Origin of the sequence: Sphaerochaeta globosa str. Buddy, assembly GCF_000190435.1 — a bacterium.
In the GTDB taxonomy this organism is placed as follows: Bacteria; Spirochaetota; Spirochaetia; order Sphaerochaetales; family Sphaerochaetaceae; genus Sphaerochaeta; species Sphaerochaeta globosa.
The window spans coordinates 596,105-613,649 of sequence record NC_015152.1 but is presented as its reverse complement, the minus strand read 5'-3'; the positions used below and the strand labels follow the sequence as shown (position 1 = coordinate 613,649).

The following is a 17,545-nucleotide window of genomic DNA, read 5'->3' as shown; positions in this document are numbered from 1 at the left end:
TTTTATATTTGTAAAGAAAAATCGAAGGGAATACCTATTTCTTTTAAAACATTTCTTTGACACATAACAAATGTCGCTCTATACTGTCCTTGGTTATCACAAAAGGCAATTTTTATCCAAATTTTCTTATGGTGGAAATATGAGTAGATACATATTTGTAAATTTGAAACGGTTTGACATCTCCACGGCACATGCGGGTGTCAATAGACTTGCTCCAATACAGAGGTGGGCTTCAACCATTGTTTCTGCACTTGAAAAAGGCTTAGCTCAGGTTGAAAATCTTCCGAAGGACATGGGATTCCCAATTTTCTTTCCTGAAGCACACTTGATTGCCGCCAGTCAGGCAAAGAATCCTCAAGCTTCACACCCGGTCGAAATCGGTTGTCAATCGGTACATACACACGACACGCAGAGTGGAAGAAACTTTGGAGCTTTCACCACGAGCCTTACCGCCAATGCAGCAATAGAGCTCGGTTGTGCATGGACGTTGATTGGACACAGCGAACAACGTGCGAAGCTTGCAGCCATGTATCAACTTGCAGGCTGCGATGGCAGTCAATTCATCCACGAGATTCTTAATCAACAAGTCAGACAAGCCATTGCGGCTGGATTGAAGGTGCTCTTTTGCATTGGAGAGAAAACTGATGAGGTCGATAGAGCAAAAGAGGTGCTTACAGAACAGCTACGACATGGACTCAAGGATATCGATCCTTCCCAGATAGTACTCGCCTATGAGCCGATATGGGCGATCGGACCTGGGAAAACACCACCAAGTGCCGAGAAAATTCGTGAGATTGCCATAGTAGTCAAAAATCTCTATGCTGCGCCGCTTGTCTATGGCGGGGGCTTGAAGAAAGAGAATGCCGCTTCCATTGGAGCGATTGCCGAACTTGACGGGGGGCTGATCGCCCTCACAAGGTTCTCCGGTGAAATCGGATTCTACCCTGATGAATACTTGGAAATTGTCCGTACCTATTGTGAAGGAGTAAACAACCTATGAAACTTTCATTCGAATATGGCCAAGGTTTGATGGACGCAACCCTGCCTGATACCACTGATGTCTTTATCCCCGGGGAAACGGTCAAAGACCCACCTGTCCTATCTAATATTGAAGCAGCTACAAGACAAGCCATCGAGCATCCGATGGGAATGAAAAGACTGAGGGAACAAGTAAACGCCGATAGTAAGGTAGTCATTATTTTCCCCGACCGTGTAAAAGGTGGATTCCAGGCTGATTCACACCGCAAAGTCTCCATTCCCATCCTTATTGAGGAGTGTACAAAGGCTGGGGTGAGTGATCACAACATCAAGCTGATTTGTTCCAACGGCTTGCACCGAAAAAATACCAAGGAAGAGATTCGTTCCATACTTGGCGATGAGATTTTCAACAGGTTCTGGGACTTGGGGCAAATAGCCAACCATGACAGCGAAGACTGGGACAATCTGGTCGACCTCGGATATGAAGATGCGTACAACGCACGTGTCATCATGAACAAGGATGTCTTTGATGCCGACGTGGCCATTCTTGTCGGGCATGCCCTAGGCAATCCCTATGGCGGTTACTCCGGCGGCTACAAGCACTGTGCCACCGGTATCACTCACTGGAAGTGTATTGGAGCCCACCACAATCCCAGCGTCATGCACCGCAGCGACTTCGTTCCCGTAAGCACCAACAGCCTGATGCGCTCCAAATTCGATGCCATCGGCAAACACATGGAACGGATGATGGGAAAAGATTTCTTTGTTTGCGATGCGGTATTAGACACCTACCAGCGCCAGATTGCGGTTTTTGCAGGTAAGGCTGACTTGGTACAACAAGCTTCATGGAAGGTCGCCGACAAGCGTACCTATGTGCACTGGGCAAAGAAAAAGTACGACATCATGGTTTTCGGGATGCCGCAGTCATTTCACTACGGTAATGGGATGGGTACAAACCCCATTCTGATGCTTCAGGCAATTTCGGCCCAAATCATCAGGCATAAGCGTATCCTTAGTGACAATCCGGTGATCATCTGCAGTTCTGCCTGCAACGGCTATTTTCATGACGAGGAGTTCCCCTCCTACCGTGAAACCTATGAGTTGTTCCAGAAAAACTATGCCAATACCCTTCCCGAAATCGAGCGTTTCGGGGAGGCAATGTCAATGCGCAAGGAGTATATCGATGCCTACAGATATGGCTACGGATACCACCCCTTCCACGCTTTCTCCATGATCAGCTGCGGACATATTGCCGAGAAACAATGTGCAGCTATCTATATTGTCGGTGCCCAGGAACCGGGGTATGCGCGGGCCATGGGAATGAAGACCAGAGCCACGTTTGAGGAAGCTTTGCTCGATGCAAGGAAATACACAGGGGAAAACCCCTCGATACTTGCACTTCCCAAGACGTTCAAGACAGCTAGTGTACATCTGTGCATGAAAGGTTCTACAGCGACTGTAGCTGAAGACATGTGCTGTCCCTCCACCCACTAAAGAAGGAGAGAAGGATGAGCGATTATTTCACCTATGATGCATCTGAACTTGTGAAGCATGCTCACATGAGGCTCACCATCCTGGAAACGGCACAGGATGTGTTCAAAGCAATGGCCATGGACATGGTCACGACCATTACAAAGAATAATGCCAACCAAGAAAGATCAGTATTCGTCGTTCCTGTGGGACCGGTGGGACACTATCCAATTTTTGTGGAGTTGGTCAATCAGCAGAAGCTGAGCCTCAAACAAGTATGGTTTGTAAACATGGATGAGTATCTGGATGAGAGTGATGCGTATTTACCTCTGAACCACCGGCTTAGCTTTCGTTCCTTCATGGAGAAGAATGTCTACTCGATGATCGATCCCGAGCTGGTCATGCCCCCTTCCCAAAGATTATTTCCTAATCCCAAAGACCCCGCAGCCCTAGACAAGAAATTGGATGAGCTGGGTAAGATTGATGTCTGCTACGGAGGCATCGGGATAACCGGACATGTAGCTTTCAATGAGCCGGAAAAGGTATCGGTAGAGGAATTCAGTATGCGCCAGACACGGGTTCTTACCATTTCTCCCGAGACGAGAACGATCAACAGCGTTGGGGACCTTAATGGGGCCATTGAAGCAATGCCCAAACGCTGTGTTACCATCGGTATGCGGCAAATACTGTCTGCGAAACGAGTCTACCTTGCTTGTTTCCGTGATTGGCATCGTGCGGTGGTAAGGCAAGCTGTATGCGGTACCGTATCAGCAATGTTTCCGGTAACCTTGCTCCAACAACATCCCAATGCTTCAATAACGATTCCTGCTTCTGTAGCAGAACCGGCCTATCCAAGTTTACTACACGAATAAGGCTCTTGCCAGTTGCTCCTTCTTCTCAGTAATATGGACAGAATGGAACAGACTGTCATATATCTGGAAGCAGGCAGCGCCTCGCTTCCAACCAATGCAGCGTATCTTGCTCTATGTCAGCAGGTACGCCGTTCTGTCTTCGTAAAAGAACAGGGAGTCAGCGAATCCATCGATTTCGATGGCAAGGATGGCTTGTGTGCCCACCTGTTGTTGCTCTTCGGTGACGATGCAGTGGGAACACTTCGAATCAGAGTGACCGAGAACGGTACCAAGCTTGAGCGGATCTCCATCGTACGTGAGTACCGCAAGCAAGGTTTGGGAGAACTCTTGGTACGCTGCGCCCTGGCTTTGGCCGAGGGGCCGGTGTACATCCATGCTCAAGTACAAAGTGAAGGCTTTTACCAACGCCTGGGCTTTGTCGTCCAAGACCAACGGATATTCTACGAAGCTGACATTCCCCATAAAACCATGATTTGGCCACACGAAAAAGGAGCTTTGCCTTGTACCATCACAAGACCATCATAATCGCGGGAGCCGGCGTCTTTGGCACTGCCATGGCAGAACGGCTTTCGTGGAATACCACAAATACTGTCATCCTTTGGTCCATTGAGGAGGATGTCGTTGAGGACATCAACAAGAACCATCGGAATACGAAATACTTTCCCACACATTTTCTGAATACCAGCATAAGGGCAACGAGTGACAAGCAGATTTTTGGCTCAGCCGACTGCATTCTCTTGGTAATTCCCTCCAAGGCTATCGTTTCCTTTACCGAGGAGATCAAAACCCTGACCAAGGACGATTGCATGGTGATCAACCTCGCAAAGGGCATGAGCGACGATGGAGCCTTCATCACCGAGCAGATACCCTTCACCCGCACGGCGAGCATGAAAGGACCAACTTTTGCTATTGAAGTCCTGCACGGCCTTCCCTCCTCATTTACTTTCGGCGGTCGAAAAGAGGATTACTTGGTGCTCAAGGAGAATATTCTCAAGGGGACGGGCTTATATCTGGACTACACCAGTGATATCCGCTCGGTGGAGCTGATGAGCATCCTCAAGAACATGTACGCCATTGCCATTGGCCTGGTCAGCGGCCGATTCAACTCTCCCAATGTTGATTTTCTCGTCTATACCAAGGCTGTCTCTGAGATGAGGAAGTTCCTTGCCCTCTTTGAGTGCAGTACCGATACAATTTTCTGTTACTGCGGCATAGGAGACCTTGGGCTTACCAGCCTCAACGACTTATCACGCAACCGCACCCTGGGCCTCTTGATGGGGAAGGGCTTCTCCATCGACAACAGCGGCAGTTCCGCCACCGTCATAGAGGGCAGCCGAACCGTCAAGCTTATGGGTGAGATAACTCGAGAGAAAGGAGTACAGGAAGAGTTCCCCCTGGTACAAGCACTGTATCGCCTGATGTACGAGGGAGAGAGTCTGAACGATTATTTGGCAGCGGTATTTGCCTGATGCTCTCTCGAGCACGAAGAACAAAACCGGAACAGCATACTTATAAAGCAGCATCTGATGTATGCCTGGAAATCCAAGCAAGAATCTCCGCAAATCCCCACATACCATCAGCTACAGAAAATCCAAGTTCAACTAAAGCTTCATCCGAATATTGCAAATGAATCCCGTTGATCTGAAGGAATACATCCAACACATGAACGCCGATTCTTTTGTTCCCGTCAATAAAGGGATGGTTCTGGATAAGTCCGAAACATAGTGCAGCTGCTTTTCTCATGCTTCCGGGGTATAAATCCTCACCGTCAAATGTCTGGAATGGTGCCTGTACCGCAGAATCCAATAACCGATAATCACGGATGCCGTCCACCCCTCCCGAAACTTCTATAAGATACTTGTGAATAAGCAGGACCTGACCTACGCTGATTCGCCTCATCTTGCGAGTTCTTTATACGCCTTCGCATGGAGGTTGAATGTACGCCTGGAGATTTCCAATAACTCATCATCCCCGACATGCTCGGCTGCCATTATCTGTTCGAATGACACCAAAACATAACGAGGAGCGTTATTTTTCAAAATTACCACTGAGCCGTTTTCATCCACTGCTCTTGCCACCTTCGAGAAATTTCGATTTGCTTCGGTGATGGATATCAAGTTTTTCATGTCGATCAGCATATGACCACCTCCTCAGGGGGTATAATCAAGTATCCCTGATTTTTAGGATATATTCAACCTATTTATTCGCTACAAATTATATGAGCCTCCGATTGGCCGGGAAAAATCAGAGTTTGAGTATACATAATGACTCGCAATTGGCATGAAGATGAATACGCTGGAATGATCGCTGTATATATACCTCAATTGCTGTTCGCCCACCTGTGGCGCAAGCGCAATGCCTACAAGCGAAGCAGGGTTTAGTGATATGGCCTGACTTCTACGGTAATGATGTCCTTATACTCCCCGGATGGAGCCATTTCTGCAGTCGTCGAATTGATGGCGCCCACACTGATGGGCTGCTGATTCAGTCCATTGATTAATTGAGTCCAAAGAATATCCTGTCCGCTCACGACTTCCTCTCCAAGAAAGTAGAGTGAATAGGGAATGACATAGACGCCCGGGGGGTTTGTTAAGTGCAGACGGAAACCATCTACATAGGAAGTACTGGAGAACTTGATGTAGACCTTCTTGTTGTTTCCATGCACATTCTGCAAGGTAAGCTGGCAGGTTGCAATATCCACTTGCTTGATCCCATAAGCTTCATCGATCGAAAAGCTTCTTTCATCCGCAATTGAAAACAAATAGTGCTCAGGAGGCGGTGGGGGCGGTGGTGTTGTACTACCATAGGGGATGGAAGGCGGAACTACTACTTCTGTAGAATTTCCAATAATCGGTATCGGCTCATTCGGCGAGAGATTTGCAGGATGCGATACCGGCACATCTATGGTAGTCCGCGTCCCGTTATCAGGTGGGACAATGAGCCGAGTGACCTGAAATGTTCCAAGACTCCCACTTACCATCTGATAGCTGGCTCCTACCTGATAGTACTGAGCGTCATGATGGCTGACAAAAAAGAAATCGACAACAAACGGGCTGACGGTAAGAACTGACTCGCTGTCCCCTGCGAGAGCTTCCGATCCATTTTCCAACCACAAAGCAAAGGGACTGGAGCTGAGAGAAGTATTGGCATGGATATAAAACTCCGTGTTCTGCTACCCGCCACCCCAGGTATTGAATATGCCCCTGAAATAGTAAGGACGGCTGAAGCCACTTGTATCAAGATAGGGACGTCTGAATTGGTCTTCTGCCTCAAAAGAAATTGAAAGAGTACCGATATGTGCAACCAATTTATCGGACCCAAACGAACCTGCTGGAGTATTTGCAGTCTGGATATCAGGGCCCAATTTGAACACCAAGGAAGGTTGAGGGGTATAGGTTGCAGTAATTGCTGAGTAGGCGGTGGCAACACAACATAGCATCATCACCAACAGCAATATTTTCCTTTTGAACATAGTAACACCATAGAAGTCAAAGTGCACTGGGTCAAGAGTTTAGCAAATTACTAAAAGAAATATGGATAGTAAATTTCTTTGAGGTATTATACACATGTTTTGTTGTGTAGTACTATGTATTGTATCTTAATACTATCCACTACAAATACAAGTTGCTGCTAAGAATTCAGTCTTTGAGCCAAAAAAAACTCCCTCAAGCTTGCACCCTTGAAGGAGTTCCGCTATAGCGCGGGAATGTACCTGCCGTTACCTCAGAGTATGAGGGGGAAAAAAACAACAGGACATACGGTGGGCAATTCATGACATAAGTCAATCGCCCAGCCGTTCGGACATTTACACTATACCAGTAATTGCTGGTTCTGTTAAGTCCTTTTTCAATAAAATTATAAAATCTTCCAGAAAAAACAATTAGTCATGTTTTTCAATACATTTCAAGGACCATGGAAACCGTGGAAGTGACCGTCATGGTGCCTGCGGGGATTTCCGTAGCCATGTCATAGGCTGACTCGCTGGCCATCGCCACCTTCATACGGGTATTGTACGGGTTGGAGGCAGCGGTGTATTCACTGATGGTAATTGGTTTCCCCACCTGCATCTGTGCACCTTGGGCATAGAGCTCAGCCTTGGCCAACGCCTTCTGGACAGCCTGCTGACGCGCCTGTTCAAGACCGATAGACTTGTCTTCTTTATCCAACATAACCGAGTTCAGGTATATGCCACTCACCTCTCCAAGCTGGTCGATCATGCTTCCCAGCTTATCAAGATTGCGCAGCGTCACTGAAAGACTCTGGCTGGCAACTTGGCCCTCCAGAAATTGCTTGCCCTCGATCCACTGGTAGCTGGGCCTCAGGTTGAGCATGGTAGTCTTGATATCTTTCTCCTCCACACCATTCTCTCGCATGATAGAAAGAAGCTGAGCCATTTTCTCATTGGCAAAGGCTTGTGCTTCGCTGGTAGTCTTGCCAAGTTCGCTTACCTGAATGGAGAACGAAGCAATATCGGGAGTAAGCATTACTTCCCCGGTTGCCGACACCTCTATGGTTCGTACCAAGTCCTTGCTGGACATGCAGGAAGTAAGCAGCAATACCACCGCAACCAACAAACCAAACACCGCGATTCGTTTCTGTTTCATGTACTCACTCCTTACTGGTGGATGTCACCAACTCAGGCCTCTTATTTGCTTCCCTCAGGAAGTAACCCAAGGCAATCATCATAATTCCGTTGTCATAGATACCTGTTCCCATCAGCTCGATTACGGTCTGTACAGGAACGGAGAGTACCTCGAGTTGCTCATTCGGATCGAGCTCCTGGCCACTGGTGTGCTTCACATCCTCAACCAAATAGAAGTAGGAACGATTGTTCATGAAAGCCGAGTTGGGGCTGACATTGCCTAAGGCAGTCACCCTCTCACCCTCCAATCCCGTCTCTTCCTTCAGTTCCCTGAGGCCTGCATCCATGGGATCTTCACCCTTTTCCACCACTCCGGCGGGAAACTCGCGGGTAACGGTAGCCGAGCCATGGCGGAACTGATCCACCATGACAAACATCGGCACACCGTCTGCGTTACGAAACCAAGGAACAATCGTTACCCATTTTTGACAGTCAACTTCGATAAACGTAGAACAGCGGCCATCATTGCTGGTCCTCTGGACGGTACAGATATCGAAAATGGGACCTTTGAATACCAGCTCCCGCTTTCCGGACTTCCACATCAGTTGGCTCGTTTCCTTTTGCTCATCATGGGTAAACGGATCGAACATGGTTACACTCCTTTGCGTGAAGAACAGTTGCTGCTGCAGCTTGAGCAAGCTGAGGGAGCACAAGCGGCAGTTCCTGCAAACTCAGTGCTGCGATGCGAAGAGACAGCAGTACCGCTGTTGATCAAAAGGGCGATATCCTTGATTGCCTTGGCAGAAACGCTTTCCGGCTGGAGACTCAAATAACTCTTGCCGGCATCCTCGGCCTCCATGAGGGGAACTTCCAAGGGAACCCTTCCCAAGAAGGGGACACTCATCTGGTCGGCCATCTTCTTGCCGCCGCCGATCCCGAAAATGGGAATCTCAGTCTTGCATCCGGGACAAATCAAACCGCTCATATTTTCAACAACACCCAAAATGGCAACACCCATCTTGCGGGAGAAGTTCACACTGCGCCTTGCATCAAGAATAGCCACTTCCTGGGGAGTGGTGACAATGATGGTTCCCGTAAGCTCAGGAATGGTCTGACATACAGTAAGCTGTTCATCACCGGTTCCCGGAGGGGAATCAATAAGAAGGTAATCCAATTCACCCCATTCAGCCTGGGCAAGAAACTGGCGGATGGCAGCAATCTTCATCGGACCGCGCCAGACAATGGGACTATCTGGTTCGCTGATGGCAAAAGCCAAGCTCATCACCTTCAAACCAGGACGGGCCTCCACCGGATAGAAGGTCTCTCCCCCATCTTCAGTGGTCAGAATGCCAGCCTCGCAACCCAACATTTTTGCCACATTCGGTCCATGCAGGTCGGTATCCAAAATACCTACGGTACAGCCGCTATCGACCAAGGCATTGGCGAGATTGACCGTAATCGTGGTCTTTCCCACTCCACCTTTCCCGCTCATTATCAGTATCTTTCGCCCAATTTTATCCAAATGAGTTCTGATTGCTTTGTCTTCGGCAATCCGCTGTGCAAAATCCACACCTTCAGACATTCTTAATTCGTTCTCCTTCGGCAGTAAAGCCCTCTGTACCTTACGATAAACCGCGAAAACAGACAAGAGAAGCGCGTTCCAACAAGGCCCAGAGTACAAGACCTAGTTTCGTTCTGCCCAAGACTTACGATGCCCAAATCATAAGAAATTCCAAAACACCCAATTCTCCGCATCCGAACAACTGCTTGCATGGACTAGAGAAATACTTGAAGGTAGCCCGCGATGATTCTTGTGAAAACTGAGGGTAATTGCAATTTTGTTTCAGTTTTTCAAGAATTAACCTAACCATTTATCCTACCTTTACTTGAAACGCCCCCTCTGATTCCGATATACTCAATACTAGTGCGTTTCTCGTAGTCATTGGCTACGGTCACTATAAACCTTATTAGGAGTTCGTATGGTATTCTTAGCGCAACTACCGAAAGAGCAGCTCGTCACCCAGCTCGAGAATGGGGTTATCCTCATGATACTGGGACTTGCTACGGTGTTTGTGTTTCTTACGTTGCTGGTTTTCCTTACCAAAGGCATGAGCGCCATTGCAAGAAAAATAGCACCTGCAAAGAAACCCGCTGCCGCTGTCATCAGTCCCTCTGCCGCCACCATTTCTGCAAGTCCTGCCAGTGATGCAGACATTGCAGCAGCCATCGTGGCCGCATTCGCCAAGTCGAAAGAATAAGTAAAACCCGGAGGACAATTCCAAATGAAAAAACAAGTCAAGTTCATGTGCACCGCGTTCCGTGACGGCTTCCAGTCTGTCTATGGCGCACGCGTATTCACCAAGGATTTCATGCCCGCAGTAGCTGCAGCCCGTGAGGCTGGCATCTCCCACTTCGAAGCCGGCGGCGGTGCCCGTTTCCAGGCCCCGTACTTCTACTCAAACGAAGACGCTTTTGAAATGATGGACGAGTTCCGCAAAGTTGCGGGAGCCGATGCAGACCTGCAGACCCTCTCTCGCGGTGTCAACGTTGTAGGACTTGACTCCTATCCCAGGGACATCATCGACCTCCATGCAAAGCTCTTCAAAAAGCACGGCATTTCCACCATCCGCAACTTCGATGCACTGAACGACGTCAACAACCTCATCGACAGCGGCCGGTCCATTGTCAATGCAGGCCTCCGCCATGAAGTGGTTGTCACCATGATGAGCCTGCCCCCGAACACCACGGGCGCCCACGACCCCGATTTCTACGAAGCCACCCTCAAGCAGATTCTTGATGCCGGCATCGAGTACCACTCCGTCTGTTTCAAGGACGCCAGCGGCACTTCCACCCCCGCCTATGTGTACGAGACCATCAAGCGTGCTCGCAAGCTGTTGGGCAAGGACATGAACATCGTATTCCACAGCCACGATACCGCTGGTGTTTGTATCCAGCAGTATATGAGCGCCCTCGAAGCTGGTGCCAACCAGGTAGACCTCTCCATGATGCCCGTCTCCGGCGGAACCTGTCAGCCTGACATCGTTACCATGTGGCATGCACTGCGCAACACGGACTTCGACCTTGGCATCGACATCAAGAAGATTCGTGAAGCCGAAGCCGTATTCCAGGATTGCATGAAAGATTACATCATTCCTCCCGAAGCAATGACTGTAACTCCTGAGATCGTATTCTCGCCGCTTCCCGGTGGTGCATTAACTGCAAACACCCAGATGCTGCGTGACAACAACCTGATGGACAAGTATCCCGCCATTGTTGAAGCCATGGCTGAAACAGTTGCAAAGGGTGGATATGGTACTTCCGTTACCCCCGTCTCCCAATTCTACTTCCAACAGGCTTTCAACAACGTTATGTTCGGACCCTGGAAGAAGATTGCTGAAGGTTACGGCAAGATGGTTCTCGGCTATTTCGGCAAAACCCCTGTTGCTCCCGATCCGGTTGTTGTAAAGGCTTGTGCCGATGCAATGGGTCTTGCACCCACTACCGAAAAGGTTGTAGACATCAACGAAAAAGACCCCAAGAAGGGTATTGCTGCTGCAAAGGCCATGCTCGAGAAGGAAGGCCTGCCGATTACCGATGAGAACATCTTCATCGCAGCATCCTGCAAGGAGAAGGGAATCCTTTTCCTTACCGGTAAGTCACAGGTGAATGGTATGTACAAGATCAACCGCACCGAAGAAGCTGCCAAGAAGAAGGGTGAGTATACTGTTACTGTCAACGGCAAGGCATACGGCGTCAAGCTCGGTAAGGACAATGCCACCGTCAACGGCACAAGCTATCCGCTGAACGTCGGCTTTGGTATCGACGAGAAAGCCATCGAAGCTTCCAAGGCTGTTGCCACCGCCGCCCCACAGGCAGCTGCTGCATCCACCCACGAAGCTGTCTCCGTGAAGGCACCGATGCCGGGCCTCATCCTCCGCATTGAGGTGAAGGAAGGACAGAAGATTACCAAGAACCAGGTCGTAATGATTATGGAAGCCATGAAGATGGAGAACGAAATCTTCGCACCGTGCGATGGCGTAGTAACCAAGGTTTCTGTAAGCCAAGGCCAGCAGATGCAGAGCGACGACGAATTGCTCGTAATCGCCTAAAGGAGACTCTGAAATGATTGGTTCTGCGTTTAATCAACTCTGGCAGTCCACAGGACTGTTCGGATTCATGGGAATGGCGGAAGGCTTCGGTATCGGTAATCTTATTATGATACTGGTCGGTTTCGTCCTTCTCTATCTTGCCATCAAGAAGGGCTTTGAGCCCCTCTTGCTCGTACCGATTGGGTTCGGTTGTATCCTCTCGAACATCCCTATGGGCTTCATTGCCAGTGTTGACCCCTCAACAGGGGCTGCTGGTTTCATCAAGCTGCTGTTCGATATGGGTATCGACTCCGGTCTATTCCCGATTCTGATCTTCATGGGTGTTGGTGCGATGACCGACTTCGGTCCGCTCATTGCAAACCCCAAGACCCTGTTGCTCGGTGCTGCAGCCCAGCTTGGCATTTTCGTTGCCCTGATCGGCGCACTGGCACTGAGCTTCATCCCCGGGATCAACTTTGACCTGTTTGCTGCCGCATCCATCGGCATCATCGGAGGCGCCGACGGTCCTACGGCCATCTATGTGACCAGCCGTCTGGCTCCGGATCTCTTGGGACCGATTGCCGTAGCTGCCTACAGTTACATGGCCTTGGTACCCATCATCCAACCCCCGATCATGCGCGCTCTCACCACCAAGGAAGAGCGGATGATCAAGATGCAGCAGCTCAGACCTGTATCCAAGTTCGAAAAGATTATTTTCCCGATTATGGTTTTAACCACCTGTGCCATCCTGCTTCCCTCTGCCACCCCGCTCATCGGCTCCCTGATGTTCGGCAACCTGGCCAAGGAGTGTGGTGTAGTCAACCGTCTTTCCGATACCATGCAGAATGCCCTGATGAATATCGTAACGATTTTCCTCGGTCTTTCCGTCGGTTCAAAGATGGAAGCTTCACACTTCCTCAACCTCAATACTCTTGGAATTCTGTTCCTGGGTATGGTGGCATTCGGTCTCGGCACCGCTGGCGGTGTACTTCTTGCCAAGCTCATGAACAAGCTTGACCCCAAGCACCCCGTCAACCCGCTCATTGGAAGCGCAGGTGTTTCTGCAGTTCCCATGGCAGCCCGTGTGTCCAGCAAAGTCGGTCAGGAATCCGATCCCCAGAACTTCCTGCTCATGCACGCCATGGGCCCGAACGTAGCTGGTGTTATTGGATCGGCTGTAGCAGCAGGTGTGTTGCTCGCAGTTGTCCCGTTCATGATGGCTTAGTTTCTACCAAACAATTCAATCAAGGCTGTTTCATACTGCAAGGTATGAGACAGCCTTTTTCTTTATCCCCACCTCAGAATCGATAACGTATGCTTACCTGGGGAGTCATTTCAACATCAAGCGAACCATCCAGCGAATATAGTCCTAGGTAGACGAACTCGGTTCCCAAGGCAAAGTGCTCAAACAGCACTGTCTCCACCCCGATACCTCCCCCCGCTCCGAATTGCGTCACAATCGGTCCAGCTGTGTATCCGTTGGGTTCATCGCCCTCTGCTTCCTGATACATCCGATGGTGAAGCCCTGCCACCATATATACCCGGCCTGCAAGAAATGAGTTGATGATATGGCTCATGAGGGGCAGCTGAACTTCAAATCCGATGTTGTACGCAAAGCGGTCCCGGCCCAGCTCCATAGTCGGATGGAAGAAGAACCCTCCAGCAATTTGAAAGCCTACATTGGGATACCATTTCTGATAACCAGCTCCGATTCCGGCAAGCCGCCCAACCTGTACCCCAAGGGCTTGGTCGTATTGGTCGAATACCATATTCTCTGCTGAAAGAGACAATACCGTTACAAGGAGCACCAGAGCTGTAAGTGAACCTCTTTTTCTTATCATAGGTACACAGTAGCACCACTTCTTTTCCCTGTCTTTGCCCCGCCCTTTGGAATTCCTACTTTTCTTCAACCCGATGGTAGGCTATAGTACTGACTATGTGGATTATCATACTCCTGTTGCTTATTGCATTCATTCTCTGGAACACCACCCTCATCGGGTATAGGGACAAGCAGACCCAAAGGTTGCAAACCGATGAATCGAAGGTGTTTTGTGAAATGGCAAGGAGCATAACATACAAGCAAGGCAGCAACACTGCAATTCTGCTTGTCCATGGATTTCCTTCCACCCCGGCTATGTATACGTACAGTGCCAAGCGTTTTCACGATGCAGGATTCGATGTCTACTCTCCCCTGATGCCTGGCTTCGGTACCGATCCCAAGGATTTGGAACAGACTACGTTCACCCAATGGTTCGACTTCATCTGCCGGTATTACGAAGACTTGAGAAGCAAGTATGAGACCTTGTTTGTACTGGGAACCAGCATGGGAGGCCTGATGACTCTCAAACTTGGTGAACACTACTGCAATTCCGATAAAGAGCCCGACAAGCTGGTCACCATTGCAGCCCCGGTGGTCTACAACAGCTTCAGAGAAGGAATTTTCACCGATAAGCGGCAGTACATCGCCCGCACCCTCGCCCTCTTCAAACCCTCGATCAATGTCCGTATCATCACTGAAAATAGCAAGGGGGAAGACGGCAGCGACCAGTGGTACGGCTATGGCGGCACGTTCATCCGTCCAGGTCTCAGCCTGGTGCATGCCATGCCCAGTGTCAGGAAAAATCTTGGCAGCATCACCTGCCCCCTCTTCTCCATCCACGATGTCAACGACCGTGTTATTCCTTTCAAGAATCTGAAAATTATTGAACGTGAACAGAAAAGCCCCAATTTCCGCTCGCTTGTCACCACTATGGGAGACTTCAACCATGGTCGTCATTCCCTGCTTTCCTATCACTCGATCCAAGCATCACTGACCGATACCATTTTGGATTTTTTGCAGAATAAGGAGAATTCCGATGCCCAAACGTAAGGACTATATCAGCTGGGACGAATATTTCATGGGCGTAGCCGTCCTCTCATCCATGCGAAGCAAGGATCCCAGCACCCAGGTGGGGGCCTGCATCATCAATGCCGATCACAAAATCGTGGGAGTCGGGTACAATGGCTTTCCCATCGGTGTGAATGACGACGAAGTTCCTTGGGAACGGGAAGGGGCCTGGCTCGATACCAAGTACCCCTATGTCTGTCATGCCGAGCTCAATGCAATCCTCAATGCCATCAGCAGCAGCCTTAAGGGGTGCTCCCTCTATGTCGGGCTCTTTCCCTGCAACGAGTGTGCGAAGGCAATCATCCAAAGCGGTATTCGCGAGGTTGTGTATCTCTCGGACAAGTACGCTGAGGCTGAGAACACCAAGGCGTCCAAATGGATGTTCGACCAGACGGGGGTGACCTATCGCAAACTCGAGCCGGCTCATAGCAGCATTCTGGTGCAAATGCAATGAGAGTCCTCACTGTCTGCCTGAACCCCACCTTCCAGAACACGCTCCTCTTCCCTTCCTTTCGATTAGGGGAAGTGAACCGTGCACAGGAACACTACCTCGATGCCTCGGGTAAGGGCATGAATACTGCGCGCATCGTAAGCCAGCTGGGAGAGGAGAGCCTGCTGCTCACCCACCTTGGAGGACAGAGATCCGAAGAGATGTTGGCTTTATGCAGAAAAGACAAGGTAGAAATTCTCTGGGCGGACAGCAAGAGTGAAATCCGCACGTGCACCACCATCCTCTGTGATGGTAAAGCAACCGAATTGGTTGAAGAACCGAATGCAGTAGACAGCTGCACTGAAGGGCCCATCAGAAAACTTTTCAGTGAGGCGATACAGAGAAGTGATGCCTTAATCATCTGTGGTACCCGTGCCCCGGGCTACAGCGCTTCCCTATATGCCGACTTCGTGAAGGAGGCGAAGGAGCGAGGCCTCTTCGTCCTCTTGGACCTGAAAGGGGATGACCTGAAGCGTTGCCTTGCCTATAACCCCGATGTCATCAAGCCGAACCTCAGCGAAGCTGCCCAAACATTCCTCGGCCTTGCTGTCGGAGAGCAGGATGATACTGCTACAATAGAGGATGCGATCAAGCCGGTATTGGAGGAAATCTACCAAACGTACCACACGACGACAGTCCTCTCACGAGGCAGCCAGGCAGTGTGGGTACAGGCAGAAAGTTTCTTTTGTGTCCCCATCGAACCCATCGAAGCAGTCAATACCATCGGATGCGGGGATAGCCTCAGCGCAGCTCTGACCGTGGCACTATACAAGGGTACAAATTTGCAACAGGCCGTAGAATACGCAACAAAGGTCGCAACAAAGAACGCAAAAACGATTCGACCAGGTACGATTTTCTAGGTTTTCAGCCAAGTTTTTTGGTGCAAAGAAGTTTTTCAAGATTGAGCAATCGCTAAATTTGCAACAATAAATTATGAATTTTCGCAATATTTGCTGGAAAAAATCATACTTAGCGTAATTCAATCGATAGTAATTTACTCTAAGATAAGCAATTTCTTTTGACAGCCAATCTTTCTCACCCTATACTGGATTCAGCTTCAAATCCCACCCTGATGGGATAGATATTTACAGAGGAGAACTTGTATGAAAAAGATTCTGACAATCGTGCTCTGTCTCGCACTCGTTAGTTCTGCAATCTTTGCAGCAGGTGCGGCTGAAACAGCCCCTGCAGCAGCAAAAGACTCGAACACAGTCAAGGTTGCACTGATCATTGAAAACACTATTGACGACAAGGGTTGGTGCCAGGCAATGCATGACGGCATCATCGCAGCTCAGAAGCAGCTTCCCGGCCGCATTGAGTACAGCTACACCGAAAAGATGAAGCCGGTCGACGCAGGTTCTGCCGCCCGCCAGTATGTCGCCCAGGGGTATGACATCATCATCGCTCACGGTGCACAGTACAAAAACCTTATCCTCGAGATGGCTGAAGAGTATCCAGCAGTCTCCTTTGCATTTGGTACTTCTGCAGAAATCGGACCGAAGAATGTCTTCACCTACATGCCCGAAAGTGAAGAAACCGGCTACCTCTCCGGCCTCATCGCCGGTATGACCACCAAGAAGAACATCATTGGTCTGGTCGGCCCCGTCGACGCTGGTGATGCTGCCCGTTACAACCGCGGTTTCGTCCTTGGTGTACAGGCTGTCAATCCCAAAGCAAAGGTCATGGTCGCCCACTCTGGTTCCTTCAGCGATTTCGTGAAGGCCGGTGAGATTGCCCAGTCCCAGATCAGAAGCGGTGCCGACGTACTGACCGGTTCCAGCCAGCAGGCTCTCGGAGCACTGCGCGCAGTCGCCGACTACCGCGACCAGGACATCTGGTGGGTTGGTCAGGACATCGCCCAGATCCGCATTACCGAAGGCTACAAAGTCATTGCAGCTTCTTCCTACAACTATGCCTCCGTCATCGTCGGCTTGGTTGAGAAGTTGGACAAAGGTGTGAAGGGCGGCGAAGTCATCCCGATGAACTTCTTCAACGGCGGTTTCGTATTCGAGTTCAACGCCGCACTGAAGGACAAGTACACCGGCGCCATCGAGACCAAGGTCAATGAAGCTATGGCTTCTTTCAGAGCCAAGGCCGGCACCATCGCTTATACTTCCGTAGATTACTCCAAGCTTTAATCGTGCATCCCAACCAGTCATGCGGAATAGTTCCTCATGA

The 17,545-nt window shown here is 49.8% G+C and carries 20 protein-coding genes; 12 read left to right on the top strand and 8 right to left on the bottom strand.

Annotation, left to right across the window (positions count from 1 at the left end; all coding sequences use genetic code 11):
• Window positions 1-139: 139 nt before the first annotated feature.
• From SPIBUDDY_RS02865 to SPIBUDDY_RS02845, 5 genes are read left to right on the top strand one after another with little or no spacing between them, the layout of a single operon-like run.
• The gene (locus SPIBUDDY_RS02865; protein WP_013606260.1) at window positions 140-1,000 is read left to right on the top strand and encodes a triose-phosphate isomerase; all 861 of its coding nucleotides are present in this window, start codon (window positions 140-142) and stop codon (window positions 998-1,000) included.
• Window positions 997-2,472: a lactate racemase domain-containing protein gene (locus SPIBUDDY_RS02860; RefSeq protein ID WP_013606259.1), complete on the top strand. Its 1,476-nt coding sequence runs from the start codon at window positions 997-999 to the stop codon at window positions 2,470-2,472. Before SPIBUDDY_RS02865 ends, SPIBUDDY_RS02860 begins: the two co-directional genes overlap by 4 nt.
• 14 nt (window positions 2,473-2,486) lie before the next feature.
• Window positions 2,487-3,320, top strand: coding sequence for a sugar phosphate isomerase family (locus tag SPIBUDDY_RS02855; protein WP_013606258.1), 834 nt, complete (start codon window positions 2,487-2,489; stop codon window positions 3,318-3,320).
• A gap of 33 nt (window positions 3,321-3,353) precedes the next feature.
• Window positions 3,354-3,845, top strand: a complete 492-nt coding sequence (locus SPIBUDDY_RS02850) for a GNAT family N-acetyltransferase (protein WP_155816038.1) — start codon at window positions 3,354-3,356, stop codon at window positions 3,843-3,845.
• On the top strand, window positions 3,821-4,789 hold the full coding sequence (locus SPIBUDDY_RS02845) for an NAD(P)H-dependent glycerol-3-phosphate dehydrogenase (RefSeq protein WP_013606256.1): 969 nt from the start codon (window positions 3,821-3,823) through the stop codon (window positions 4,787-4,789). The genes SPIBUDDY_RS02850 and SPIBUDDY_RS02845 overlap by 25 nt, the downstream gene beginning before the upstream one ends.
• 40 nt (window positions 4,790-4,829) lie before the next feature.
• On the opposite strand, the gene SPIBUDDY_RS02840 is transcribed toward SPIBUDDY_RS02845, so the two are convergent.
• From SPIBUDDY_RS02840 to SPIBUDDY_RS02805, 7 genes are all read right to left on the bottom strand, one after another.
• Window positions 4,830-5,219, bottom strand: a complete 390-nt coding sequence (locus SPIBUDDY_RS02840; RefSeq protein ID WP_013606255.1) for a type II toxin-antitoxin system death-on-curing family toxin — start codon at window positions 5,217-5,219, stop codon at window positions 4,830-4,832.
• Window positions 5,216-5,458 (bottom strand): type II toxin-antitoxin system prevent-host-death family antitoxin, encoded by a 243-nt coding sequence (locus tag SPIBUDDY_RS02835; RefSeq protein ID WP_013606254.1) that lies wholly within the window; start codon window positions 5,456-5,458, stop codon window positions 5,216-5,218. The genes SPIBUDDY_RS02840 and SPIBUDDY_RS02835 overlap by 4 nt, the downstream gene beginning before the upstream one ends.
• 239 nt (window positions 5,459-5,697) lie before the next feature.
• Entirely contained in the window at window positions 5,698-6,435 is a 738-nt protein-coding gene (locus tag SPIBUDDY_RS16130; protein ID WP_013606253.1) for a hypothetical protein, read from the bottom strand.
• Window positions 6,436-6,492: 57 nt separating this feature from the next.
• Window positions 6,493-6,792 (bottom strand): hypothetical protein, encoded by a 300-nt coding sequence (locus SPIBUDDY_RS02820; RefSeq protein WP_013606252.1) that lies wholly within the window; start codon window positions 6,790-6,792, stop codon window positions 6,493-6,495.
• 421 nt (window positions 6,793-7,213) lie between these two features.
• A complete protein-coding gene (locus tag SPIBUDDY_RS02815; protein WP_013606251.1) occupies window positions 7,214-7,924 on the bottom strand; it encodes an SIMPL domain-containing protein in 711 nt (236 codons plus the stop codon).
• Between the two features lie 4 nt (window positions 7,925-7,928).
• Window positions 7,929-8,552 (bottom strand): NUDIX hydrolase, encoded by a 624-nt coding sequence (locus SPIBUDDY_RS02810; RefSeq protein ID WP_013606250.1) that lies wholly within the window; start codon window positions 8,550-8,552, stop codon window positions 7,929-7,931.
• A 2-nt stretch (window positions 8,553-8,554) separates the two neighbouring features.
• Window positions 8,555-9,484, bottom strand: a complete 930-nt coding sequence (locus SPIBUDDY_RS02805; RefSeq protein ID WP_013606249.1) for an Mrp/NBP35 family ATP-binding protein — start codon at window positions 9,482-9,484, stop codon at window positions 8,555-8,557.
• 397 nt (window positions 9,485-9,881) lie between these two features.
• On the opposite strand from SPIBUDDY_RS02805, the gene SPIBUDDY_RS02800 reads away from it, so the two are divergent.
• Genes SPIBUDDY_RS02800 through SPIBUDDY_RS02790 form a run of 3 tightly spaced genes read left to right on the top strand, consistent with a single transcriptional unit; the run spans window position 9,882 to window position 13,215 of the window.
• The gene (locus SPIBUDDY_RS02800; RefSeq protein ID WP_013606248.1) at window positions 9,882-10,160 is read left to right on the top strand and encodes an OadG family protein; all 279 of its coding nucleotides are present in this window, start codon (window positions 9,882-9,884) and stop codon (window positions 10,158-10,160) included.
• A 24-nt stretch (window positions 10,161-10,184) separates the two neighbouring features.
• Window positions 10,185-12,011, top strand: coding sequence for a biotin/lipoyl-containing protein (locus tag SPIBUDDY_RS02795; protein WP_013606247.1), 1,827 nt, complete (start codon window positions 10,185-10,187; stop codon window positions 12,009-12,011).
• Window positions 12,012-12,024: 13 nt separating this feature from the next.
• Window positions 12,025-13,215, top strand: coding sequence for a sodium ion-translocating decarboxylase subunit beta (locus SPIBUDDY_RS02790; RefSeq protein WP_013606246.1), 1,191 nt, complete (start codon window positions 12,025-12,027; stop codon window positions 13,213-13,215).
• A gap of 73 nt (window positions 13,216-13,288) precedes the next feature.
• Here SPIBUDDY_RS02790 and SPIBUDDY_RS02785 read toward each other — a convergent pair whose 3' ends face one another.
• On the bottom strand, window positions 13,289-13,831 hold the full coding sequence (locus SPIBUDDY_RS02785; RefSeq protein WP_013606245.1) for a hypothetical protein: 543 nt from the start codon (window positions 13,829-13,831) through the stop codon (window positions 13,289-13,291).
• A gap of 95 nt (window positions 13,832-13,926) precedes the next feature.
• On the opposite strand from SPIBUDDY_RS02785, the gene SPIBUDDY_RS02780 reads away from it, so the two are divergent.
• The 4 genes from SPIBUDDY_RS02780 (at window position 13,927) to SPIBUDDY_RS02765 (ending at window position 17,505) form a co-directional block, all read left to right on the top strand.
• Entirely contained in the window at window positions 13,927-14,859 is a 933-nt protein-coding gene (locus SPIBUDDY_RS02780) for an alpha/beta hydrolase (protein WP_013606244.1), read from the top strand.
• Window positions 14,846-15,331: a deoxycytidylate deaminase gene (locus SPIBUDDY_RS02775; protein WP_013606243.1), complete on the top strand. Its 486-nt coding sequence runs from the start codon at window positions 14,846-14,848 to the stop codon at window positions 15,329-15,331. The genes SPIBUDDY_RS02780 and SPIBUDDY_RS02775 overlap by 14 nt, the downstream gene beginning before the upstream one ends.
• Window positions 15,328-16,227, top strand: coding sequence for a 1-phosphofructokinase family hexose kinase (locus SPIBUDDY_RS02770; RefSeq protein WP_013606242.1), 900 nt, complete (start codon window positions 15,328-15,330; stop codon window positions 16,225-16,227). Before SPIBUDDY_RS02775 ends, SPIBUDDY_RS02770 begins: the two co-directional genes overlap by 4 nt.
• A gap of 243 nt (window positions 16,228-16,470) precedes the next feature.
• Window positions 16,471-17,505 carry a BMP family protein gene (locus SPIBUDDY_RS02765; RefSeq protein WP_013606241.1) on the top strand — a complete coding sequence of 345 codons (1,035 nt, stop codon included), beginning with the start codon at window positions 16,471-16,473 and terminating at the stop codon, window positions 17,503-17,505.
• The last annotated feature ends 40 nt before the right edge of the window (window positions 17,506-17,545 follow it).